Here is a 24,180-nt window from a genome sequence, read left to right on the forward strand (position 1 = left end):
GTCGCGGCAGGGGTGGAAAAGAATGGCAAAAGGGCGGCAAATCCTGCCGCCCGGTTTTTCCGGTTGCCTGCCTGCGCTGCCGCATCCAGTGGTCTCCGACGGGCAGGGGGTCTGCCGAGCCGCATGCAGCCTGCCTGTGCGGGCCGGCAGGCTGCACAAGCCCGCCCCATGCGGCTGTGCAGCGAGTGCCTGACGACCCCGTTTTATACCTTGTACTGCGCCACCGCCTTGCGCATGCGTTCGACGTTGCCCTGCAAGGCATGCGAAGTGGCTTCGGTATCACGGGCTACGCCAAGATTCTCTTCGGTCAGGCGGGCAACCTGTTCGACGCTTTGCGCCATCATCGTCATGGCACTGCTTTGCTCGGCGGAGGAGTGCGAGATTTCCGAAACCATCTGTGCGGTGGTGTTCATCTGCTGGTTGATCGCCAGCAATGCGTCGTGAGCCTCATGCACGAGGGAAACGCTGGTGCCGACCTGATCTGCGCTCTGGCGCATGCCATCGACGGCGCTGGTGGTATCCGCCTGGATGCGCACGATCATCTGGTCAATTTCCCGGGTTGCACTGGCCGTGCGTTCGGCGAGTTTGCGAACTTCATCGGCTACCACGGCGAAGCCGCGTCCCTGTTCGCCGGCACGGGCGGCTTCGATTGCGGCATTCAGGGCGAGCAGGTTGGTCTGGTCGGCGATTTCCTTGATCACGCCGGCAACCTTGCCAATCTCGTCGGTGCGCGAGCCCAGTTGCTCGACGGTTTCTGCCGAGCGGGCAACCGTCGTCGACAGGGTCCTGATCGTGGCGGACGCCTTGTCTGACAGATCGGCGCCGGCGCCGGCCTGCTGTCCGGCTTGCTGGGCCACGCTCTGGGTGCTTGCCGCATGATGGGCGACTTCGGCGATGGATACGGTCATTTCCTCCACACCGGCGGCTGCCGTCGAGGTGCTGGCGCTTTGCACGGCAGCGGCGGCGACCAGCGATTCGACTGACTGATTCAGGCCATTGGTGGTTTCCGCCACTTCGCGGGTGGTGTCGCCAATGATCTGCAGGGTGGCGCGCACAGCCGACACAAGCGTATCGATGCGTCCGGCAATTTCACCGATGAGGTCATTGTAGGTGGGCGTCAGGGTTGCGCTCAGGTCGCCTGCACCCAGCGCCTTTTCGAGAAAGTTGCGTACGTTTTTCAGACGCTGAAGAGCGCGTGGCAAGTACCAGAAAAGCATGTAAAAAGCCGCCACAAGCAGCACGGCTGCGCTGATTTTATGCACGGTTTGCAACCAGCCCCACTCGACAGCTCCGGCAAGCAGGCGGCTGATCTCGGTAAAGATCGCCAGCAGGACAAAGCTGAACAGGCGCGTCTGAAAGGCTAGCAGGGTGTCCACCAGCGGAGAGTGATTTCGAGTGACCCGTCCGTCCTGAACGCGTATCGATCGGTCTCCTGCACGCAGATGCTGGTAGGCTTTTTCTGCTCCGGCAACCTGCTCACGGGTGGGCGGTGTCCGGACCGACTGATAGCCGACGACCTGACCCTTTTCGCGGACCGGTGAAGCATTGGCCACAACCCAGTAAAAATCGCCGTTCTTGCGCCGGTTCTTGACGATGCCCTTCCAGGGGCGACCGGCTTTGAGGTTGTGCCACATGTCCGCAAACGCTTCGACCGGCATGTCCGGGTGACGGATCAGGTTGTGGGGCTCACCCACCATTTCCTCGGGGAGAAAACCGCTGATGTCAGCAAAGGCTTGATTGACTTCGGTGATGCGCCCCTTGAGATCAGTCCGCGAATAGATGAAAACGCCTTCCGGGACGAGGTATTCGCGCTGGGTGATGGGCTGATTGTTGCGCATTGTGTCTTCCTGAGTGTGCGATGTGTCGGGCGGGGCAAGCTGTGGCAAAGGTCATAACCCATTTGGCTATCGACATATCGGCACGCGCCATCTGCCCTTAAGGGCAGAATATGCGTTATTTGGCGAACTGGTTGTTGCGCATTGTGTCTTCCTGAGCGCGCGATGTGCCGGTCAAGGCCTGCTGTTGAGAAGGCCATAAGCCCCTTGGCTATCAACATAGCGGCACGCGCTTATCTGCCCTGAAGGGCAGAATATGCGCTATTCCAGATTTCATATATCTCAGGGATAGAGGACGCTCGCAGCGCCCTTCTGCCCGGCAAACTGCATGCAGGGCAAAGCTGGGGTGTGGTGGCTGCCGTGGGAGGGGCGGGTCAGGGGCGCAGTTTCCGTACGCGTTCGGATGGCGTGATGATGTCGGTGAGGCGGATACCGAATTTATCATTCACGACAACGACTTCGCCTTGAGCGATCAAAGTTCCATTGACCAGTACATCCATCGGTTCGCCCGCCAGCGCATCAAGCTCGACGACCGAGCCGTGCGCGAGTTGCAGCAGGTTGCGGATCGAGATGCGGGTGCGCCCCAGTTCCACGGTCAGATGCACCGGAATATCGAGGATCAGCTCATAGTCGTTCATGCTGCCCGGTTTGGTGCCGCCATCGAAATTCTGGAAAACGGCAGGCTGCGCGATTGAAGCGGCTTCTTTTGACGCGGCGACTGCGTCGACATCAGCCTGCTCCTGCATGGCGGCAGCCCAATCGTCTTCGCTGATCTGGTTTTCCGTGTCAGCGGCAGTGTTGAGTTCTTCTTCAGCCATGATTTGCTTCTCCTTGCCCGCCCAGTTTGGTGGCGATCAGATTGATTTCGGTGTCTTCCGGGCGGATGAATTTCTCGACCCGCAGAGCGTAGTGCGCGCTCTGGATGCCGTACTTGCATTCGAGGATCTTGACCCCGTCGACGTTGGCTTCGATGTTTTCCGGAATATCGAGCGGAATGACATCGCCAACCTTGAAATTCACGATATCGCGCAGCGAAATTTTCGTGGTGCCCAGATTGGCGACCAGATCGACATCCACGCCGTTGATCTGTTTGGACATCAGGCTGATCCAGCGTTTGTCCTGGGTGATGTGATCAGACTGCATCGAGCTGTAAAGGATGTCGCGGATCGGCTCGACCATCGAGTACGGGAAGCAGATGTGCATGTCGGCCTGGGCGCCGCCGAACTCCAGCGTGAAGGTGGTGGCCACCACGATTTCGCTGGGTGTGGCGATGTTGGCAAACTGCGAGTTCATCTCGCTGCGGATGTATTCGAACTGGATCTGGAAGACCGGCGACCAGGCCCGCTCGTATTCGGCGAAGACCACGCGCAGCAGGCCCTGAATGATGCGCTGTTCGGTGGCGGTGAAGTCGCGGCCTTCCACCCGGGTGTGGAAGCGTCCGTCGCCGCCGAACATGTTGTCGACCACCAGGAACACCAGATTCGGGTCGAACACGATCAAGCCGGTACCGCGCAGCGGCTTGGCCATGATCAGGTTGAGGTTGGTCGGCACCACCAGATTGCGCACGAACTCGCTGTACTTCTGCACGCGGATCGGGCCGACCGAGACCTCCGCGTTGCGGTGCATGTAGTTGAACAGGCCGATGCGCAGGTAGCGGGCATAGCGCTCATGGATCAGCTCCAGGGTGGGCATGCGCCCGCGGACGATGCGCTCCTGGGTCGCGATGTTGTACGAGCGGATGCCCGTACCGTCATCCCCCGTCTGTTCCGGTTCGTCCAGTTCGCCGGTCACGCCCTTGAGTAGTGCGTCGACCTCTTCCTGCGAGAGAAAATCCTGGGCCATGTTCTGCCTCGATTCCTGCAGCCTGTTCGCTTGCCTATTGCACGATGAATTGGGTGAAGAACACCGACACAACGGGGCCTACGGCTTCCTGTGCTGTCGCTTTCTTCTTTTTGGACACGGGTGGAGCCTCCCAGCCCATGATTTCGTTGATGATTTCCTTCATTTCCTCCGCCAGGGTTTCGCGTCCCTCCGGCGAGGTGATTTCCGAAGGCTTCTTGCCGGCCAGAAGTCCGAGTACCTCATGCCGGATCTGCGGCATGTAGGCCTTGACCTGATCGCCCACATGCGCGTCGATGACGCGCAATGAAGCAACGACCTGCAGGAACTGTTCGCCGTTTTCGGGCTGCAGATTCACGGTAAAGGGTTCGAGTGGCAGGAAAACCGGGGGTTTGGTCGGATCGAATTTAGGCCATACGTGAGCCGCATGTGCCGCCGGCTCATCCGCTGCAGCATCTTCTTCACCATCGGCCGCTGCCTTCTTCTTGCTCAGCAGCATGAAGGCCCCGCCGGCGATCAGGCACAACAGGACAACCGCAGCAACGATGATGATCAGCAGCTTTTTGCTCTTTTTCGGGGGGGCCACCTCGGCGGCTTCTTCTTTTTTCGGTGCGTCCTTGCTGGTCGCCATGATGGGAGTTCCTTGTCCAATCCGTCATTGCCACAATTGTGTCGCATGAATCACGACTCTCAAGCCCTGATTAACGGACGTTGCAGCCCCCAAATGAAGGGTATGGGTCCCAAAAAACGCGTTTCCCGCCTTTGTTGGCAGTGTTGAGTTCATTTTCGGTCTCAGGCAAACGTATCAATCATTCCGTTACCCTGACGCAGCCAACTGCTGCGTGTCGTACCTGCGGCGGCATCCACGCCGGACAGGCTGTCGCCCGAGCTTGCGAAACGGCTGCTCAGGCTCCGCTTGCCTGATGTGTCGGATTGCGCCTGACCGCTGTTACCGGCATTGACGTTGGCCTGGCCCAGCTGGATGCCTGACTGTGCCAGCACTTCGCGCAGGCGTGGCATGGCGTCCTGCAAGGCTTCACGCGCTGCCGGGCTGGCTGCCACGAAGGTCGCGCTGGCCTGGTCACCCTGCATGTTGATGGACACTTCCACGCGACCGAGAGAGGGCGGGGTGAGGACAAGCTCTGCCCGGCCATTGTCGCGGTTGGCGATCCAGCTGACCTTCTGCCCGACTTCCTCTGCCCAGCCACGTGTGGCGACTGGGGTGCTGACCTCGTGCTGAGGCAAGGGCTGGCTGGTGCGATTGTTGTGCGCCGCACTCAGAACGCCGTGCGTTTGCGGGGAGGCCTCTACGTTCAGATTCTGGCTGGCGTTGGCCAGCTCGGCTGCGAATGAGCCGGCCTTGTCTTGCGAGCGGGCAGCCAGGAGCTTTTCTGCTGTGTCGTCCGTGGAGACTGCGTCAGTCTCCGTCCGTGTTCCGGCCTCGCTGCGAAGCTGGCTGGCGAGGGACTTGTCATCATTCCCGGCCGACAGGCCTGTTACAGGCCGGGTTGCCGCTTCGTCTTGCAGGGCATTTGTGTCGACGGGGCTGTTGGTTGATGCGTTGCCGGCAAGGCTTGCCGCACGGGCGGCGAGGGCTGCCGTCGTGGCGGCAAGCAGCGCGCTTGCGTCCTGAGTGCCCCCAGTCTCGGTCGCCTGCAGGTCGGCGGTGCTGTTGTCTTGAGCGGTCTGGCGCTGTGCGGCGGCGGCAAGCAGCAGGGTCGGGTCCATGCCGGCTGTCGTGGTCGTCTGCGTGACTGGATCAAGGCTTGAAGCGGTCTCTGTATCGGTCCTGGACTTGTCTGCAGGAGCGTCTGCGGCCTTGTCGGTGCGGTCTTTGGCCGATGTGCCCGGCGTTTTGGCCGGAGCGGCCTTGGCGGCATCCTGAGCCTGACTGCGCGACTTCAGCACCTGCGCAAAACTCGGTTGTCCGGACTGCTCGGCCGGCTGTGCCGAGCCCTGACTGGCAGGGGTGCGCTGCACCACGGGGGCGACGGCGGCAAGCGCGGAAACATTGACTTCGGCCATGGGGACTACCTCGATATGCGGTGTTGTGCGCTCTCTTCAGCAAGGGGTGTGCCAGATAGCGAAAAGATGGGGCGTCTCAAAAGAGGTGAAACTCGGGTATGGCTGGAGAGGCTCTTCTGGTAAGGGTTTTCAGGCAGGCCTGCTGAAGACTGTTGTCTGTATTGGGTGTAACGGCTGGCAGGCTGAAGAGTGTTGTCAGAGGCGGCTCCTGGGCTAGGTTCCGCCATCCTCCTGCTGCTTGCGGTAATGCTTGATGGCGTGTTCGTCGCTCTGGTTCTGCTCGCGTTTGTTCTGGCGTTTCTGTTCGTGCAGGTCCTGGCGATGCGAGAGGGTGTCGAAAGCTTTGGCGCGGGAATGTTCCGAGGCCCAGTTCTGCTGACCGCTGGCGGTCGCTTTCTTCGAATGCTCGACGATCAGCTGCTGGGCATTGATCGCATCGTCAAGCTTGATCAGGAAACCCGAATAGTTGCGCCAGGCGTTCGGGTCGATGCCACTGCGGGCCGTCTGCATGAAGCGCTCGCGGTATTCGACCCGGTACTGCTGGAGCATCTGCAGCTTGACCTCGCAGGCCTGTTCGCTGGCGATCAGTTCGCCCAGCCTGCGAGTGGCTTCGTCTACGCGCGTATGGGCCAGTTCCTGCAAGGTCTTCAGTGGCGTCTTGTGGCTGCTCATGTTTTTATGTTCTGACTTCTCTGACTGCGTTTTGCTACGTTTTGCTGCGGTTTGTTGCTTACAGTGGCTGACCGAACAGGGCATTCAATTGGGCCAGACTTTCTTCATAGTCGGCGCGTTCTTCAATCTGCTGCTGAAGGAATTTCTCCAGCGCCGGATACATGCGCACCGCCTCATCCAGCAGCGGGTCGCCCCCTGGCTGATAGGCCCCGACTGCAATCAGGTCCCGCGAGCGCTGATACCTTGAGAATAGCTGCTTGAAGCGGCGAACGAGATCGAAATGACTGGGGCGGATCAGGCCGTGCATGGCGCGTGAGATGGATTGCTCGATATCCAGTGCCGGGTAATGCCCCTGATCGGCCAGGGCCCGCGAGAGCACGAAGTGTCCATCCAGAATCGCGCGTGCCGAGTCGGCAATCGGGTCCTGCTGGTCGTCGCCCTCTGCGAGTACGGTGTAGAAAGCGGTGATCGAGCCGCCGCCATCCGGGCCGTTGCCGGCGCGCTCGACCAGCGCGGGCAGGCGGGCGAATACCGACGGCGGATAGCCACGCGTGACCGGCGGCTCGCCGATGGCGAGCGCAATCTCGCGCTGGGCCATGGCGTAGCGGGTGAGCGAATCCATGATCAGCAGCACCTGCTTGCCCTGATCACGGAAATGCTCGGCAATCGTGGTGGCATAGGCCGCGCCCTGCAGGCGCATCAGCGGGCTGGTATCGGCCGGCGCGGCCACCACTACCGAGCGTGACAGACCGTAGGCGCCAAGGTTCTGTTCGATGAATTCCTTTACCTCGCGGCCGCGTTCGCCGATCAGGCCGACGACCACCACATCGGCCGAGGTGTAACGCGCCATCATGCCGATGAGTACGGATTTACCCACGCCCGAGCCGGCGAAAAGGCCGACGCGCTGCCCTCGGCCGACGGTCATCAGTGCATTGATGGCGCGGATGCCGACGTCCAGACTGTTGCTGATCGAGGCACGTGCCAGCGGGTTGATCGGGCGGCTTTGCAGCGAGCGAGTCTGGGTGGTGCCCAGGGGGCCGAGAGAGTCGAGCGGGCGACCGGCGCCGTCGATGACGCGACCGAGCAGTTCGTCGCCGACCGGCAGATGTTTGGCGCGATCGGAGGCGCGGCGACGCGGCTCGACGCGCTCATTGGCGCTCGGCGTGGGCTGCACCGGTTCGTTGGGCATCACATGCGCGCCGGGGCCCAGACCAAAGACATCATCGGTCGGCATCATGTACAGCTTGTCACCATTGAAGCCGACGACCTCGGCCTCTACCGTGCCCCCGCCGGGCACCATGACGCGACAACCGGAACCGAGCGGCAGCTTCAGGCCACCGGCTTCCATGACCATGCCGTTGATGCGTGTCAGCCGGCCGAGCACCTGATAAGGCGGGGTGGCACGCACGATCTTGCGGCAATCCGTCAGGAAGCCGCGCCAGACCTTGCCGAAGTGTTCATTGGAACTCATGTCATTCCTGCAGGTTGCTGAATCGCTGTGTGTTTGCGCCGTACGCCTGGATCATTCGTCGAGAAATTCCGAGGCGGTCAGCGTGAGGTTTTCCACCACGCGACGCCAGCGCGTCTGGACCTGAGCGTCGATCTGGCCACCTGCGGATTCGATGCTGCAGCCGCCGGGCAGGATGCTGTCGTCTTCCACCACACGATGGCCGATACCTTCGTAATGCTCTTCCATGTAGCGCCGCAGCAACTGCACATCGGTCGGGTTGGCATGGATGATCGCGCCCTGCTGGGGCAGGCTCTGCAAGGCCTCGCGGCAGACCGCCAGAATGATTTCCGGGCGCACCGAAAGCGTTTCACGCACTACCTGACGGGCAATCTCGATGGCCAGTGCCTGGATTTCGTCAGCGACCTGCTGGTCCAGCGTGCTCATGGCCTCATCGAGCGCCTGCACCATCTGGTGCAGTTCGGCGGCCTCCATGCGGCCACGCGCGATGCCCTCCTCGTAGCCGGCGGCGTAGCCATCGCGCTGCGCCTCCTGCTGGATGCGTTCGATGTCTTCCAGCGTGGGCAGACTGACGCCAGGCGCAATTTCCAGCGGAGCATCGACCGCAGGTGTTACCGGCTCCGGTGGCGAGGCAGGCCGCTCCTGAACCGGCGGGGCATCGAATTGCTCGAAAGCCAGGCGCTGGTAAGCGTTGGAGGCCTGATTGCGGGGAATTACCTCGGCCATTCAGCAGCTCCCTTGCGTGCCTGAAGACCCGCTTCTGGCGGTCTTCTTCAGGCATGTGCCGTGGGGATAAGCGCCCGTGGCGGGTTTCCGGGTGTGCATGCTGGAGAGCGCCGTCCTGCGCGGCTTTCCGGGCATGGCTTGCAGCGTGTCAGACAAAGGCATCGTCGCCACCCTTGCCGCCCAGCATGATCTGGCCTTCTTCCGAGAGGCGCCGGGCCGTCTTGAGAATCTCTTTTTGCGCCGTTTCGACTTCGGACAGGCGAACCGGTCCGCGCGATTCCAGATCCTCGCGCAACATTTCGGCGGCCCGACTGGACATGTTCTTGAAGATCTTCTCGCGCATCTCGGGCTGCGCCCCCTTGAGGGCGATGACCAGCTGGTCGCCCTGGACTTCGCGCAGGATGGTCTGGATGCCGCGGTCGTCCACATCCATGAGGTTTTCGAACACGAACATCTCGTCGAGGATGCGCTGGGCCAGATCCGGATCGTATTCGCGCACGTTGTCGAGAATGGCCGTCTCTGCCGCGTTGCCGACAAAGTTGAGGATTTCGGCGGCGTGGCGGGTGCCGCCCATCGACGCTTTCTTGAGGCTCTGCGCCGAGCCGGACAGCACGCGGGCCAGTGCTTCGTTGAGTTCCTTCAGGGCTGTCGGTTGCACCCCGTCCAGTGTCGCGATCCGCAGCAGGATGTCGTTGCGCTGGCGGTCGTTGAAATGCCGCAGGATTTCTCCGGCATGGTCGAATTCCAGGTGCACCAGGATCGTTGCAATGATCTGCGGGTGCTCGTTCTTGATCAGGTCGGCTGCGGTGGCAGCATCCATCCATTTCAGGGACTCGATGCCGGCCGTGTCAGAGCCTTGCAGCACGCGCGAGATGAGATTGGCGGCACGTTCATCGCCCAGCGCCTTGGTCAGCATCGTGCGGATAGCTTCCTCGTCCGGCTCGATGTGCGAGCCGCGTGCCGCGTGCATCTGCAGTTCTTCAAGCAGCTTCTCGACACGTTCGCGCGATTGCGGCGTCATCCGGGCCATGCCGGAGCCCAGCTTCTGCACCTCGCGTGGAGACAAGTGTTTGAGAATTTCTGCCGCTTCGTCGCCCCCCAGCGTGAGCAGCAGCAGGGCACTCTTTTCCAGTCCTTCGTTAGCGTCCTTCGCCACTTGCGCCTCCTCCCATCCATTCCTTGATCAACTGCGCCACCATCTTTGGATCCTTCTTGGCGACTTCGCGTGCCCGGGCCAGTTTCTTCTCGAAACTCATCTTCGCCAGCTCCAGCTCCAGCACCTCGGGCGGGATGTCGGAGTCGACCATCTGGGCGCGCTCTTCCAGATTCTCTGCCGAGAGCGGCGCTTCGATTTCTTCCTCCTCCTCTTCCGGCTTGGGCGGTGCCACGCTGCGCATCAGAGGCTGGATCACTTTCTTGATCACGAACAGGATCACCAGCGCCAGGACCAGCCAGCGTGCGAGCTCCTTGAGCAGGGCGATGACTTCGGGATCCTTGTACATCGGCAAAGCGACCACATCTTCTTTTGCCGGATCGGTAAAGGCCGTATTGGTGACGTTGATGGTGTCGCCGCGTTTTTCGCTGTAGCCCACCGCTTCACGCACCAGATCATTGATCTTCTTCACCTCGGCTTCGGTCAGCGGTACGGTTTTGAAATTGCCCTTGGCGTCCTTTTCACTCTTGTGATTGACCAGCAGTGCGACTGACAGGCGCTTGACCTGGCCCAGCGCGCGCTTGACGTGCTGCACGGTCTTGTCGACCTCGAAATTGGTGGTGGCGGTCTTGCTCGAATTCAGCGGGATCGGCACGGGCCCGGACTGGGCAACGGTGCCTGGCACCACCGGCGAGGTGATCGGTGCAGTGGCCGGCACGGGTGGCTGATTGGAAAGTGCGCCCGGCACGCCGAGCGGGCCGGGGTTGTTGGCAATGTTTTCGCTGGTCTGCAAGCTGCGAATCGATGTGTTCGGTGGCGGGTTGGGCTTGTAGGTTTCGGAGGTCTGCTCGGCGTCGTCGAAATCCACGTCGGCCATGACCTGGGCGCGGAAGTTGGTGGAGCCCAGCATCGGATCAAGGATCTTCTGGATGCGCGTGATATAGCTTTCTTCCACATTGCGCACATATTCGAGCTGGGTGTCGTCCAGTGCCGGGCCACCCTGTTTGCGCTGGCGGGCCAGCAGGTTGCCGTTCTGGTCGATCACGCTGACCTGGTTGGCGGCCAGCTCGGGTACGCTGGACGAGACCAGATGCACGATGCCGGCAATCTGTGCGGCGTCCAGCGTGCGGCCGGCGCGCAGGCTGACGACGATCGAGGCGGTGGGCTTCTGTTCGTTGCGCAGAAAAGCGCTTTGCTTGGGAATGGCCAGATGCACCCGGGCGCCGGCGACTGCAGCAATGGACTGGATGGTGCGGGCCAGTTCGCCTTCCAGTGCGCGTTGGTAATTCACCTGTTCGTGAAATTGCGACAGACCGAGTTTCTGGTTTTCCAGCAGTTCGAAGCCGACCGAGCCACCGCGCGGCAAGCCCTGCGCAGCCAGCGTCAGGCGCAATTCATTGGCGCGGGTGGAGGGCACCATGATCGTGGCGCCACCATTTTCGATCTGGTAAGGCACGTTCTGCTGCTGCAACGCGGTGACGATGGCGCCACCGTCCTTCTCTTCGACATTGGAGAACAGTACCGAGTATTGCGGCTGCTGGCTCCACAGCCAGACACCGACGAGCAGGGCGATCGCAAGCGCCAGCGCAGCCGCGCCGGCCATCTTCTGGCGCGGCGAAAGCCGGTTGAAATTGTCGATCATCACCTGCATAGGTGAGGCGGGCGGCGTGGGCAGTGCTTCTTCGGCCATGTCGTGGGCTCCGTTATCGCCGTCGCAGGGGCGGCTTTTTTCACGAGCGCAGTGTGCGCTGCCTTGCGCAAGAGCGAGCGTGGAATAAGCGGCAGTTTTTGCCGGTTAATCCGGCGCTGATTGCGGTGCGGGCAGGGCTACAGTGGCGACCATCCCGCAAAGTGCCAAAGTGCCTGTGTGACCATGAACCAGACCCCGCCTCCGATGGATGCAGCCAGCCTCGCCGAAGCCTTCCAGGCTTTTGCGCGAGCATCTGATGAGCTGACCCAGGCCTACAACGGTCTGCAAGGGCAGGTCGGCGAGCTGACTGAACGCCTGACCCTGCTGATGGCGGCGCTGCCTGCCGGTGTGGTGCTGCTTGATGGCACGGGGGCCGTGGAACAGCTCAACCGCGCTGCCATCCGCATGCTGGGGGCGGTGCCTGCTACCACTCCGTGGAGCGTGCTGCTGGCGCGTTTCGAGCATACCGACACACCCGGCGAGTACTTCCTGCCGCAGGATGGCGATGCGGCCCTGCGGGTTTCCATTTCGGAGACCCCGCTGGATACCCGTGGCGGGCGCATCGTGCTGCTGCATGATGTGACCGAGGCCTGGCAGATGCGTACGCAGACCACGCGTACCGAGCGCCTGGCCGCGATGGGCGAAATGGTGGCGAGTCTGGCGCATCAGTTGCGCACCCCGCTGGCGGCCGCATTGCTGTACACCGGCCACATGGCCACCACCGATCTTGATCCGCTGGCGCGTGCCAGGGTGTCGGAGCGTGCCCTGGAGCGTCTGCGTCATCTTGAAAAACTGATTCAGGACATGCTGATTTTCGCGCGCGGCGAAGCCCTGGGGCGGGAGTCCTTTGGCGTGTGTGATCTGGTTGCCGAGCTGGCGCATACCATCGAACCTGTTGCACAGCGGCGCGGGGTGGCCTTCTCCGCTGATTGCGCGGCCGGCGCCCGCCAGCTCTTCGGCAATCGCAAGGAAATCGCCGGGGCGCTGATCAATCTGCTCGAAAACGCCCTGCAGGCCGTCGGTGAGGGCGGTACGGTGGCTTTCACGGCATGCGAGGATGGCGCGAATGCCATGTTCGCGGTGCAGGACAACGGTCGTGGCATCCCGCAGGAACTGCAGGCACGCCTGTTTGAACCTTTCTACACCACGCGTGCAGACGGCACGGGCCTGGGTCTGGCGATCGCGCGTGGCGTGGCGCGCGCCCATGGCGGCGAGATCAACCTCAAGTCCGCGCCTGGTGAAGGCACGGAATTTTCACTTGTCATTCCTCTGGCCGCCGTTGCGGACAGCGACAAAAGCGGAGCAAACCCATGATCGAGACGCTCACCATCCTTGTCGTCGACGACGATGCCAGTCTGCGCGACGCCATCAGCCTGATCCTTGAATCCGCCGGGCACTGCGTGGTGCTTGCGGCCAGCGGACCGGAGGCGCTTGCGGCGCTTGAGAAGCAGCGTTTCAATCTCGTGATCAGTGATCTGCGCATGGATCCGATGGACGGGCTCGAACTGCTCTCGCGCATCCGTGCTGCCAACCCCAAGCTGCCGGTGTTGCTGATGACCGCCTTTGGTGACGTCGACAAAGCCGTGGCCGCCATGCGCGGCGGTGCCTGCGAATTCCTCATGAAGCCGTTTGAATCCACGGTGTTGCTTGAAAATGTGCGGCGGTTCGCGACGGTCGCGCCGAGCAAGGAAGACATGGTGGCCGAAGACCCGCGCACGCGCAGCGTGCTGGCGATGGCTGCACGGGTCGCCGAAACCGATGCCTCGGTGTTGCTGACCGGCGAATCCGGCACCGGCAAGGAGGTTTTTGCCAACTACATTCATCAGCATTCGCGGCGCAAGAGCGGCCCCTTTGTGGCGATCAACTGTGCGGCGATTCCCGAGAACCTGCTCGAGGCAACGCTCTTCGGCTATGAGAAGGGCAGTTTCACCGGAGCGGTCACGGCGCAGGCCGGCAAGTTCGAGCAGGCGCAGGGTGGCACCATCCTGCTTGATGAAATTTCGGAAATGCCCATGGGCCTGCAGGCCAAGCTGTTGCGTGTGCTGCAGGAACGTGAAGTCGAACGCGTGGGGGGCAAGAAACCGATTGCGCTGGATATCCGCGTGTTGTCGACCAGCAACCGCGACATGTTGCGCGAAGTGCAGGCCGGGCGCTTCCGCGAAGATCTGTATTACCGCCTCAATGTTTTTCCGGTCGAGATCCCGAGCTTGCGTGAACGCCCGGCCGACATCCTGCCGCTGGCTCGCTACTTCATCACCCGGCATGGCGAACGAATTGGCAAAACGGCAAGAATTGCCGGCAATGCAGCGGAAATTCTTGCCGCCTGGCGCTGGCCCGGCAATGTGCGCGAGCTGGAAAACACGGTCCAGCGAGCCCTGATTCTGGCCAGTGGTGACACCATCGTGGCGGATGACGTGAAACTGTGTCTGCCCGGGTGGGACGGCAGTATTGCTCCGACAGCCGCACCCGTACAGGGTCTGCAGGCAGCCGCCTCGTACACCGGCGCTCCGCCTGCCTTTGCCGGCATGCCTTTGCAGATGCCCGTCAGCAGCGGCTCTCCGGGCAGCTTTGAGGCAGTACCGACCAACATGAAAGATCTGGAGAAGCAGCACATCCTGGATGTCTTGCGTACCGTGGGCGGCTCGCGCAAGAAAGCGGTGGAGAAACTCGGCATCTCGGAACGAACCCTGCGCTACAAGCTGCAACAGTACCGCGACGAGGGCTGGGTGGAGCAGTGAGGGGCAGGCGGACTGGCGCAATGAGCGGCCGTGTGAAATTTGCCACAGCCTGCGGCCATCCCTGATCGCAATCGTGCGGAACGCCTGCTAGATTGGAAGCCAGCCACACTTCTGTGGCTGGTTTTCACATTTGGGCACAAAAACTGCTTCTAATCCCGTACTGACACGGAGCCCGTCATGGACACTCGCGCTATAGAACAGATGATTGGTCAAATGCGTGCCGCAACAGATGTTGCTGCAGGCAAAAGCACGGCCACTTCTGCCGCAGGCGGCGCGGATTTCTCTTCCGCCCTGCAGAGCGCCATGCAGCAGGTCAGTCAGGCTCAGGAATCGGCCCAGCAAATGGCCCAGGATTTCTCTGCGGGTAACAGTGAAGTGAACCTGCAGGATGTAATGGTCAATCTGCAAAAGGCCAATTTGTCCTTCCAGCAGATGGTGCAGGTGCGCAACAAGCTGGTCTCTGCCTATCAGGACATCATGAACATGCCGGTTTGAGTTCTCCGGCGGAGCCCCAGCTTGCGCTGGAGCCTCTGGTAATGGCAGGACATGCACGCATAAAACACCCGGTTTTGCCGGGTGTTTTGTTTTGTGAGGCTCAGAAGCCGTTCTCCCGGTGCGGTGCAACCGCTGCCCGGACATTGGTTTCGGTCAGCTCCGGCGAGCAAAGCTCGATGAAGCGGAACGCGAAGCCGCGCAGATAGTGGCCGCGACGTACGGCGATCAGGGTCGTGTTGCGGGCGAACAGATGTGAGGCGTCGATCAGGCGCAAGTCCTGATCCCTGGCTGGATTGAAGGCTCCGGGCGCAATGATGCCGACGCCTAGCCCCAGTTCGACATAGGATTTGATCACATCAGCATCCAGTGCCGACATCACGATATCGGGTGACAGATTGGCTTCGGCAAAGGCCTTGTCGATCTTGCTGCGGCCGGTAAAACCGGTGTGGTAGGTAATCAGCGGGTGTTCGGCCAGCGCCGTCAGCGTCAGTTCTGGCTCATTCAGCAAGGGATGGCCGGCGGGCACCAGCACGGCGTGATGCCAGTCGTAGTAAGGGAAAGTCACCAGTTCCGGCTCGTTGTCGAGCGATTCGGTGGCAATGCCGATGTCGGCTTCGCCCGAGAGCAGTTGCTGGACGATTTCCTGCGGGCTGCCCTGATGCAGCGCCAGATGCACCTTCGGATACTCCTGCTTGAAGGTTGTGACCACCTTGGGGATCGCGTAGCGTGCTTGGGTGTGAGTGGTGACGACGGTCAGCTGCCCCTGATCCCGCTGGGTGAACTGGTCGGCGAGTTTCTTGATGTTGCGGGCGTCGAGCAGCATGCGTTCGACGATGACCACCAGTTCCTTGCCTGGCTCGGTCAGGCCGAGCAAGCGCTTGCCGCGCCGGATGAAGAGTTCGACCCCCAGTTCATCTTCAAGATCCTTGATGTGCTTGGAGACCCCGGGCTGGGAGGTGAACAGGGCATTGGCCACCTCGGTGAGGTTGTAATTCTGGCGCACGGTTTCGCGCACGATACGTAATTGCTGGAAGTTCATGGTCAGATTCCTGCTGCAATGTAAGGGGCTGTATGAGGCTGCGAGGGCGTCTGGAATACCTTGAGATGCGAAGGCGTGATCCGTACTTCACTCCCGGTTCTCAGTTGCAGGGCAATCAAGCGCTCAAGGGTCAATTCGACTTCGTAGTGATGCAATGTGCCGGAGGTGTCGATGCGTTCCAGTTCGACCCGCGCAGTCAGGCCAAACGCCTGAATACGGGCAATCCTGGCGCGTAGCCCCTCTACCTGCGTCAGATCGGTATCGATATCCAGCTCGTGAGGCCGGGCAAAGGCAATGACCTCGGCTCCCTGCGGGATATTGTCCTCCGCATGCGTCAGCGAGTGTTCATCAACCTGTAACGCACCTTGCCCTGCGCGGCCGTGAAACAGATTAACGGACCCCAGGAAGCTGTAGACGAAGGGCGTTTTCGGGGCGTTCCAGACTTCTTCCGGAGTACCGATCTGCTCGACGCTGCCGTGATTCATCAAGACCACGCGATCCGCAACCTCCAGCGCTTCTTCCTGATCGTGGGTGACGAAGATGCTGGTGATGTGCAGCTCATCGTGCAGGCGCCGCAGCCAGCGCCGCAATTCCTTGCGCACTTTCGCATCCAGCGCGCCAAAGGGTTCGTCGAGCAGCAGCACGCGGGGTTCCACAGCCAGAGCCCGCGCCAGGGCGATGCGCTGACGCTGGCCGCCGGAGAGTTGCGAGGGGAAGCGATCCGCCAGCCAGTCCAGCTGAACCAGCTTGAGCAGTTCGGTAACCTTCTTGCGGATCACGTCTTCGGATGGGCGCTCGTTGCGCGGTTTCACGCGCAGGCCGAAGGCAATGTTGTCGAACACGCTCATGTGGCGGAACAGCGCGTAGTGCTGGAACACAAAACCGACCTGACGATCGCGTACGTGCGTGGCGGAGGCGTCCGTTCCTTCTAGGATGACATTGCCTTTGTCCGCCTGCTCGAGGCCGGCAATGATGCGCAGCAAGGTGGTCTTGCCGCAACCGGAGGGGCCGAGCAGGGCGACCAGTTCTCCGGTCGGGAAGTCGAGCGAAACGTCGTTCAGTGCGACGAAGCTGCCGAATTGCTTGCGAATGTTCTGGACCTGGATGCTCATGGCGTTTCTTCCTGTTGGCTGTCACGGGCAGTGCGCGCGGCCTGCCACTCGATATAGGTTTTCAGTATCAGGGTGATCAGTGCCAGTACCGCCAGCAGTGAAGCCACTGCAAACGATGCTGCAAACTGGTACTCGTTGTAGAGGATTTCGATCTGCAGGGGCAGCGTGTTGGTCATGCCGCGGATATGCCCGGAGACCACACTGACTGCGCCGAACTCGCCCATGGCACGGGCATTACACAACACCACGCCATACAGTAATCCCCATTTGATGTTGGGCAGGGTGACGTGCCAGAAAGTCTGCCAGCCGCTGGCGCCCAGCACGATGGCAGCCTCTTCTTCCTCCTTGCCCTGAGCCTGCATCAGCGGGATCAGTTCGCGGGCAATGAAAGGGAATGTGACGAATATGGTGGCCAGCACGATGCCCGGTACGGCAAACACGATCTTGATGTTGTATTCCGACAGGTAAGGCCATAGCCAGCCTTGTGCGCCGAAAAGCAGTACATAAATGAGGCCTGCCACCACGGGCGATACAGAGAACGGCAGATCAATCAGCGTGATCAGCAGCTGCTTGCCGCGGAATTCAAACTTGGCAATTGCCCAGGCTGCTGACACGCCAAACACCAGATTCAGGGGGACGGCGATCGCTGCCGCCAGCAGTGTCAGACGTACCGCTGCCAGCGCATCCGCTTCGGTAATCGCGGCCAGATAGACATCCCAGCCTTTCTTGAAGGCTTCGACGAAAACGGTGGCCAGAGGCAGCAGCAGGAAGCCTGCAAAGAACAGCAGCGAAATGCTCAGGATCGTCCATTTGACGAGCGGATTGTCGCGTGTGGCGGGACTGTCTTCGTAGTGACGTGCCTGATTCAGCGACGCCAGATGTGCCGCGTTCAATGTTGCTGTAGCGCCTGCCATCAGACAGTCCTCCCGATACGGCGGGTCGACCAGGCTTGCAACCCGTTGATGATGAACAGCAAGACGAAGGAAACCAGCAGCATCACGGCTGCAATGCCCGTGGCGCCGGTGTAATCGTATTGCTCAAGTTTGGTGATGATCAGCAATGGCGTGATTTCAGAAACCAGCGGAATATTGCCGGCGATGAAGATCACCGAGCCGTACTCACCGACAGCGCGGGCAAACGACAGTGCAAAACCGGTCAGCAGTGCGGGCAGCAAGGCGGGAAAGATCACCCTGCGGAAGGTTTCCCAGCGGTTTGCTCCCAGACTGGATGCCGCTTCCTCAAGCTCGACCTCCAGATCTTCAAGAACTGGCTGCACCGTGCGCACCACGAAAGGCAGGCCAATGAAGATGAGTGCGATCAATACCCCCCAGGGGGTGAACGCGATCTTGATCCCGTAGCCTTCTGCCAGGCTGCCGACCCAACCCTTGGGCGCATAGATGGCAGTCAGCGCGATGCCGGCAACGGCGGTTGGCAGGGCAAAGGGCAGATCGATCAAGGCGTCTACAATCTTGCGGCCGGGAAAGCGGTAACGCACCAGAGACCAGGTCAGCAGCAGCCCGAAAACGCTGTTGATGGCTGCTGCCAGCAATGAAGCTCCAAACGAGAGGCGAAATGAAGCGAGGACGCGAGGCGATGTGACGGATAGCCAGAAGTGTTCCCAGCCGCCGCTGGCGGTCTTGATGAACACGGCTGAAAGCGGGATCAATACCAGCAGTGACAGATAGAGCAGGGTGTAACCCAGCGTCAGATTGAAGCCAGGCAGGACTCTGAAGGGTTTGTTGTGGGCGGCCATGTCTGTGTTGCGTTATATGCAATGACCACAGTTTATGGCTGCCTATATATGGAGCTAACTAATAAAAAGTGAAGTTCTTATTCCTTATATGAGTAAGTGCAGCGATGCACTCCGTACCCTTTTCGCTGACATCTGAATTTTGATATGGGAAAGATGTATGAATGATTGTCGGGTTGCAGCGCAAAATTGCGTCAACGCTTTGTCTGTTTCTGCCGTTACTCTTCCCATGTGCCAATTGCTTGGAATGAATTCGCTGAAACCTGCCCGGTTGAGTTTCTCGCTGGAAGGTTTCCTGCGCCGTGGCGGCGAAACCGGTGAGCATGCTGATGGCTGGGGTATTGCACTGTATGAAGAGCAGCGTTGCCATTTGCTGATTGATGAGCAGCCCTCGTGCCAATCGCCCCTGGCGCAATGGATCCAGCAATATTCGCGGCGCTCGCGCAACATCATCGCGCATATCCGCAAGGCCACGCAGGGCGTAGTCAGCGCCACCAACTGCCATCCCTTCCTGCGCCATTTGTGGGGGCAGGAGTGGGCTTTTGCCCACAATGGCAATCTGGATCTGGCCGCTTTGCCCCGACCACAGAACTTCCAGCCTTGCGGTCAGACGGACAGCGAATTGGCGTTTTGCCTGTTGCTGGATGGCTTGCATGCGCGTTTCGGAAGCCAGATTCCCGACGTGGCCGAAATCCACGCCTGCCTCAGCGAGCTGAGCCAGAAAATCTCCGCTGCAGGCAATTTCAACTTCGTCCTGTCCAATGGGCAATGGCTGTTTGCCCATCGCAGCACCGACCTGCATTACCTGGTGCGTGCCTATCCCTTCGGTCGGGCGCAGTTGCTGGATTGCGCGCTGGGTATCGATTTCGCCCGCCACAACGAGAGCGATGACCGCATGGTGATCATCGCCACTCAGCCGCTGACGGATGAAGCCTGGCTGGCCTTGCCACAAGGTGAGGTGGTGACCTTCGCCGAGGGGCTTCAGCTAAGGTTTGACAGCTACTGATTGCTCTCCGGGTTTGCCAGCGTCCTTGAACAAGTGCGCCTGCACGCGGCCTTCAATGGTTTCTTGAGGTACGTGCTGGCTTTCGATGGCGGCGTCCTTTAACCCCGTTGCCAATGCCCTGTACAAGGGGGCTGGGCCGGCTGGCCAAGGCGAGGGGCTGATCTATCATGGAGATCGCAGCATTTCTCCGGTCACGATCTGTGGGCGAACCGCGTTCAGGCTCCTGGCCGGTGGTTTGTGCAGGCCAGGTCTCCATCGAGGCAGAGGTTGGGACGTGATGAATGAAGTGCCGCCCATCAATCCATTGAGCTGTGTTCCCGAGTATCAGCGTCTTTTCGATGCGGCGCCGGGCTTGTATCTGGTGCTTGATCCACAACTGAGGATCGTGGCCGTCAATCAGGCCTATGCGCGCGCCACGATGACCCGCCCGGAAGATATCCTTGGCAAGTGGATGTTCGAGGTCTTTCCGGATAATCCGGATGATCCCGAGGCCGAAGGGGTCCGGAATCTGCGAGTGTCACTGCTGCGTGTGCTGCAGACTGCTCAGGCCGACACCATGTCGGTGCAGAAATACGATATCCGCAAGCCGGTCGAGGAGGGCGGTGGTTTCGAGGCGCGCTACTGGAGTCCGCTCAATACCCCGGTGATGGGCGCCAACGGACAACTGGCCTACATTATCCATCGCGTCGAGGATGTGACCGAATTCGTGCGCCTTAAGCAGCAGGGCGTGGAGGAGAGCCGTCTCAACGATACTTTGCGCCAGCAGGCGCTACGCATGGAAACAGAGGTTTTCGCGCGTGCCCGCGAGGTGGCTGAAGCTAGTGCCCGCCTCAAGAGTGCCAACGAAGAGCTTGATCGTCTGTATCACAAAACCCGCGAACTTGACGAGCTGAAGACCCGCTTCTTCGCCAATGTCAGTCACGAGCTGCGCACCCCATTGACATTGATTCTCGGGCCGCTGACGCATCTGCTCGAATCGCCGCGCCTGGACGAAGCCGAACGGCACAGCCTGCAAGTGGTGCAGCGGAATGCACGGCTGCTGCACCGTCAGGTCGACAATCTGCTGGATCTCGCCAAGCTTGATGCCGGGCATATGAGCGTGCATTACACCCAGTTCGATCTGGCTGGACTGGTGCGGGTATTCGCCTCCAATTTCGATACTGTCGCTGCCGATCGCCGGATTCGCTACCGGCTGGACTGCCCGGAACAGCTGATGGTGCAAGCCGATGTACAGAAATGCGAGCGGGTGCTGCTGAATCTGCTCTCGAATGCTTTCAAGTTCGTTCCGGATGGTGGCATCGTGCAGGTTTCCTTGCTCCACGAGGGCAATCAAATTGCGCTGGAGATTCGAGATAGCGGCCCAGGCATTCCGGAAAACATGCACGAAACGGTGTTTGAACGCTTCCGCCAGATCGACGACAGCGCCGAGCGCCGAGTCGGCGGCACCGGGCTGGGCCTTTCCATCGTTCGCGAATTTGTGACCCTGCAGCACGGCTCGGTAGTGGTGAGGCGGGCGCCTGAAGGCGGGGCGGCTTTTATGGTAAGCCTGCCGGTGCTGGCGCCACCGGGCAGTGTGGTTGGCAGTCTGGTGGCGAGCGAAGCCTTCCTGGCTGATGTGCCGGTCGAAGAACTGCGCCCCCTGATCCGGCAGGACCTGCAGTCGGAGCAGAACGATAGGCTTCCTCTGGTTCTCGTGATCGAGGACAACCCGGACATGAATGCTTTTGTCAGCTCAGCGCTGGCCGGGCGTTATCGTGTGGCAAATGCCTTCGACGGACATGCCGGGCTGCGACTGGCACTCGATCTGCGGCCTGCATTGATTCTCTCCGATGTGATGATGCCGGGCATGAGTGGCGACCGCCTGGTCGAGATCATCCGCCAGCACCCGGATCTGGACGCCACGCCCATCATCATGTTGACGGCCAAGGCCGACGATGCCTTGCGCACCGAACTCCTGCGTCATGGCGTGCAGGACTACATCCAGAAACCTTTCACCGTTGACGAACTGCTGGCGCGTATCGACAGCCTGCTCAAGGAGCGGCAACGCGTCGGGCGCCAGCTGCATAGTCTCGAAGAGCGTTTCCGCGCGACCTTCGAACAGGCCGCTGTCGGAATTGCTCATGTTGCACCGGACGGGCGCTGGCTGCGAGTCAACCGCAAATTATGCGAGATCGTTGGCTACAGCTACGAGGAGTTGCTCAAACTGAGCTTTCAGGACATCACTTACCCGGATGATCTGGATCTGGATGTCGGACTGGTTGGCAATGTCCTCAGTGGTGACCTGTCCAGCTACGAGCTGGAGAAGCGCTATATCACCAAGAGCGGGAAAGTGGTGTGGGTCAAGCTCACCGTCGCCCTGGTTCGCAACGAGCATGGAGGGGCCGAGTATTTCATCTCGGTGGTCGAGGACATCGGTGCGCGCAAAGCCGCCGAGCAGGCGCTGCTGGAAAGCGAGGAGCGTTTCCGCCTGATTGCGGCGACGATTCCGCAGGTTATCTGGCTGATCGAAGCATCGCCATATCGTTACGTATATGTCAGCCCCGCATTTGAAACCATCTGGCAGCGTCCTTGCGCGGAGCTCTACGCAAACCCTTCATTCAAGCTGCAGGTGCTTGACGAGCCGGATCGTGAGCGGGTCTGGCAGAGCATGCAGCAGGCCATGCAGGCCGGACAGCCGTTTGAACTCGAGTATCAGGTTGTGCGGCCCGACGGCAGTCGATGCTGGGTGCGCGAACACGGCCATCCTGTGACTACACAGCATGGTCCGGAAGGGCGTTACGTGGGCATCATCAGTGATATAACCGAAAGCCGTCAGATCGAGGAGCATCTGCGACAGGCTGCCGCCGTGTTCGAAAGCGCACGCGAAGCGGTGATCATCACCGCGCCGGGGGGTGAAATACTGGCCGTCAACCAGGCATTCACCGATATGACGGATTACTCCGAGCCCGAAGTGCTGGGCCACAGCACCCGGATCCTGCGCTCGGACCGACATGGACCAGAGTTCTATCAGGGCCTGTGGGCCAGTCTGTTGCAGACGGGGCAGTGGCAGGGCGAAATCTGGAACCGGCGCAAGAACGGCGAACTCTATCTGTGCTGGATGACCATCTCCCGGGTAGTCGACGGAGACGGCCAGGCAAGTCGCTACGTGGCCCTGATGACGGATATCAGTCAGCAGCGTCGTAGCGAGGAACAACTCGCTCATCTGGCGCACTACGATCCATTGACCGAGTTGCCCAACCGTTTGTTGCTGCAGTCCCGTCTGGATCACTCGTTGAAGCAGACCACGCGGTCTCGGCGCCGTGTGGCGGTGCTATTCGTGAATCTTGACCGCTTTCAGACGGTCAACGACAGCCTCGGACACCAGGCGGGTGACCAGTTACTCGTCGAGGTTGCCGAGCGCCTGCGCCAGCGGGTGCGCAACGAAGACACGCTGGGACGTCTGGGCGGCGACGAGTTCCTGCTGATCCTCGAGGCGATCGAGCGTCCCGATGCGGCTGCCGAAGTGGCTCAGGCGATCCTCAAGGCGCTGGCTGAACCCTTCCGCTTGCCGGATGGTGCGGAGCTCTACGTTGGTGCCAGCATTGGCATCAGCATTTATCCCGACGACGGGGGTAATTCCGGTGAATTGCTGCGCAATGCTGACGCGGCCCTGCATCAGGCCAAGGCACAGGGGCGTAACCGCTTCTGCTTCTATGCTGCAGCGATGAACGTCGATGCCCTGCAGAAACTGGAACTCGATGCTGCCCTGCGCAAAGCCGTGGAGCGGCGGGAATTCGAGCTTCACTACCAGGCGAAAGCCGATTTGCGCACTGGTGGCATCTGCGGTGCCGAGGCCCTGATCCGCTGGCGTCAGAGCGATGGCCGGCTGGTCTCGCCCGGGCAGTTCATCCCGTTGGCCGAAGCAACCGGCCTGATCGTGCCGATCGGTACATGGGTGATCGACGAAAGCTGCCGTCAGTTGCGTGCATGGCATGATGAAGGGATGACCGGATGCCGTCTTGCACTGAATGTTTCAGCGCGCCAGTTCCATGCCGCTGATCTGCCGACGGTGGTTCGGGACGCGCTGGACCGGCACCACCTTGACGCGGAGTATCTTGAACTGGAACTGACCGAGAGCATGCTGATGGATGACCCGCAGCGCACCATTGCGGTCCTGCAGGCGCTCAAGCAACTGGGCGTACGCTTGTCGCTGGATGATTTTGGCACCGGCTATTCCAGCTTCGGTTATCTCCAGCGCTTCCCTATTGATGCGCTCAAGATTGATCAATCCTTTGTGCGCGATCTGGGCTCCGACCATGGTGCGGGCGTGATCGCCGCCGCCATCATTGATCTGGCACATCGCCTTGGCCTCAAGGTCGTTGGCGAAGGTGTCGAAACGGCGGGACAACTGGATTGTTTGCGTGCTCAAGGCTGCGATGAAATCCAGGGTTATCACTTTGCCAGACCACTGCCCGCCGATGAACTTGCTGCTCTGTGTCGTGCGGGACACTCCCTTCCCATTGATCCGGCTGGTTCTGGTTGATGAGGTGCCTGAAGGGGGCGGGTGAAAATCCCGTCTGATTTCTGGATTGGTCCGCGATCAGGGCACACGGAGAAATGCTGATGAACAAGGTCAGCTGGGGGAGACGCTGA

19 protein-coding genes are annotated in these 24,180 nt (G+C 60.7%); 5 read left to right on the top strand and 14 right to left on the bottom strand.

All coding sequences use genetic code 11. The features are described 5' to 3' along the window. Nucleotides 1-203: 203 nt before the first annotated feature. The 10 genes from Q9Q94_RS14630 to fliF form a co-directional block, all read right to left on the bottom strand. Entirely contained in the window at nucleotides 204-1,838 is a 1,635-nt protein-coding gene (locus Q9Q94_RS14630) for a PAS domain-containing methyl-accepting chemotaxis protein (RefSeq protein ID WP_305980848.1), read from the bottom strand. A 371-nt stretch (nucleotides 1,839-2,209) separates the two neighbouring features. Next, nucleotides 2,210-2,653 carry a flagellar motor switch protein FliN gene (gene fliN, locus Q9Q94_RS14635; RefSeq protein ID WP_305980849.1) on the bottom strand — a complete coding sequence of 148 codons (444 nt, stop codon included), beginning with the start codon at nucleotides 2,651-2,653 and terminating at the stop codon, nucleotides 2,210-2,212. Continuing rightward, nucleotides 2,646-3,677, bottom strand: a complete 1,032-nt coding sequence (gene fliM, locus Q9Q94_RS14640; RefSeq protein ID WP_305980850.1) for a flagellar motor switch protein FliM — start codon at nucleotides 3,675-3,677, stop codon at nucleotides 2,646-2,648. Before fliM ends, fliN begins: the two co-directional genes overlap by 8 nt. Before the next feature lie 34 nt (nucleotides 3,678-3,711). After that, entirely contained in the window at nucleotides 3,712-4,305 is a 594-nt protein-coding gene (gene fliL / locus Q9Q94_RS14645) for a flagellar basal body-associated protein FliL (protein WP_305980851.1), read from the bottom strand. Between the two features lie 161 nt (nucleotides 4,306-4,466). Further along, nucleotides 4,467-5,699, bottom strand: coding sequence for a flagellar hook-length control protein FliK (locus Q9Q94_RS14650; RefSeq protein WP_305980852.1), 1,233 nt, complete (start codon nucleotides 5,697-5,699; stop codon nucleotides 4,467-4,469). Nucleotides 5,700-5,912: 213 nt separating this feature from the next. Then, complete coding sequence (gene fliJ / locus Q9Q94_RS14655) at nucleotides 5,913-6,371, bottom strand: flagellar export protein FliJ (protein WP_305980853.1); 459 nt, start codon at nucleotides 6,369-6,371, stop codon at nucleotides 5,913-5,915. A gap of 58 nt (nucleotides 6,372-6,429) precedes the next feature. Then, nucleotides 6,430-7,842 carry a flagellar protein export ATPase FliI gene (gene fliI / locus Q9Q94_RS14660; RefSeq protein WP_305980854.1) on the bottom strand — a complete coding sequence of 471 codons (1,413 nt, stop codon included), beginning with the start codon at nucleotides 7,840-7,842 and terminating at the stop codon, nucleotides 6,430-6,432. A 51-nt stretch (nucleotides 7,843-7,893) separates the two neighbouring features. Beyond that, complete coding sequence (locus Q9Q94_RS14665; protein WP_305980855.1) at nucleotides 7,894-8,565, bottom strand: flagellar assembly protein FliH; 672 nt, start codon at nucleotides 8,563-8,565, stop codon at nucleotides 7,894-7,896. Nucleotides 8,566-8,713: 148 nt separating this feature from the next. Continuing rightward, nucleotides 8,714-9,721 carry a flagellar motor switch protein FliG gene (gene fliG, locus Q9Q94_RS14670; protein ID WP_305980856.1) on the bottom strand — a complete coding sequence of 336 codons (1,008 nt, stop codon included), beginning with the start codon at nucleotides 9,719-9,721 and terminating at the stop codon, nucleotides 8,714-8,716. Further along, on the bottom strand, nucleotides 9,705-11,408 hold the full coding sequence (gene fliF / locus Q9Q94_RS14675; RefSeq protein WP_305980857.1) for a flagellar basal-body MS-ring/collar protein FliF: 1,704 nt from the start codon (nucleotides 11,406-11,408) through the stop codon (nucleotides 9,705-9,707). Before fliF ends, fliG begins: the two co-directional genes overlap by 17 nt. Nucleotides 11,409-11,591: 183 nt before the next feature. Here fliF and Q9Q94_RS14680 point away from each other — a divergent pair, with 183 nt between their 5' ends. The 3 genes from Q9Q94_RS14680 (at nucleotide 11,592) to fliE (ending at nucleotide 14,641) form a co-directional block, all read left to right on the top strand. Continuing rightward, nucleotides 11,592-12,722 (top strand): PAS domain-containing sensor histidine kinase, encoded by a 1,131-nt coding sequence (locus tag Q9Q94_RS14680; RefSeq protein ID WP_305980858.1) that lies wholly within the window; start codon nucleotides 11,592-11,594, stop codon nucleotides 12,720-12,722. After that, a complete protein-coding gene (locus Q9Q94_RS14685) occupies nucleotides 12,719-14,146 on the top strand; it encodes a sigma-54 dependent transcriptional regulator (RefSeq protein WP_305980859.1) in 1,428 nt (475 codons plus the stop codon). The genes Q9Q94_RS14680 and Q9Q94_RS14685 overlap by 4 nt, the downstream gene beginning before the upstream one ends. Before the next feature lie 177 nt (nucleotides 14,147-14,323). Next, complete coding sequence (gene fliE, locus Q9Q94_RS14690) at nucleotides 14,324-14,641, top strand: flagellar hook-basal body complex protein FliE (protein WP_305980860.1); 318 nt, start codon at nucleotides 14,324-14,326, stop codon at nucleotides 14,639-14,641. A gap of 100 nt (nucleotides 14,642-14,741) precedes the next feature. Here fliE and Q9Q94_RS14695 read toward each other — a convergent pair whose 3' ends face one another. From Q9Q94_RS14695 to cysT, 4 genes are read right to left on the bottom strand one after another with little or no spacing between them, the layout of a single operon-like run. Next, the gene (locus Q9Q94_RS14695; protein ID WP_305980861.1) at nucleotides 14,742-15,680 is read right to left on the bottom strand and encodes a CysB family HTH-type transcriptional regulator; all 939 of its coding nucleotides are present in this window, start codon (nucleotides 15,678-15,680) and stop codon (nucleotides 14,742-14,744) included. A gap of 2 nt (nucleotides 15,681-15,682) precedes the next feature. Further along, on the bottom strand, nucleotides 15,683-16,792 hold the full coding sequence (locus tag Q9Q94_RS14700; RefSeq protein ID WP_305980862.1) for a sulfate/molybdate ABC transporter ATP-binding protein: 1,110 nt from the start codon (nucleotides 16,790-16,792) through the stop codon (nucleotides 15,683-15,685). After that, the gene (gene cysW / locus Q9Q94_RS14705) at nucleotides 16,789-17,706 is read right to left on the bottom strand and encodes a sulfate ABC transporter permease subunit CysW (protein ID WP_305980863.1); all 918 of its coding nucleotides are present in this window, start codon (nucleotides 17,704-17,706) and stop codon (nucleotides 16,789-16,791) included. Before cysW ends, Q9Q94_RS14700 begins: the two co-directional genes overlap by 4 nt. Continuing rightward, nucleotides 17,706-18,545 carry a sulfate ABC transporter permease subunit CysT gene (gene cysT / locus Q9Q94_RS14710; RefSeq protein WP_305980864.1) on the bottom strand — a complete coding sequence of 280 codons (840 nt, stop codon included), beginning with the start codon at nucleotides 18,543-18,545 and terminating at the stop codon, nucleotides 17,706-17,708. Before cysT ends, cysW begins: the two co-directional genes overlap by 1 nt. A 226-nt stretch (nucleotides 18,546-18,771) precedes the next feature. On the opposite strand from cysT, the gene Q9Q94_RS14715 reads away from it, so the two are divergent. Beyond that, a complete protein-coding gene (locus tag Q9Q94_RS14715; RefSeq protein WP_305980865.1) occupies nucleotides 18,772-19,548 on the top strand; it encodes a class II glutamine amidotransferase in 777 nt (258 codons plus the stop codon). A gap of 277 nt (nucleotides 19,549-19,825) precedes the next feature. Continuing rightward, entirely contained in the window at nucleotides 19,826-24,070 is a 4,245-nt protein-coding gene (locus Q9Q94_RS14720) for an EAL domain-containing protein (protein ID WP_305980866.1), read from the top strand. The last annotated feature ends 110 nt before the right edge of the window (nucleotides 24,071-24,180 follow it).

Source organism: Uliginosibacterium sp. 31-16, assembly GCF_030730865.1.
Lineage (GTDB): Bacteria > Pseudomonadota > Gammaproteobacteria > Burkholderiales > Rhodocyclaceae > Uliginosibacterium.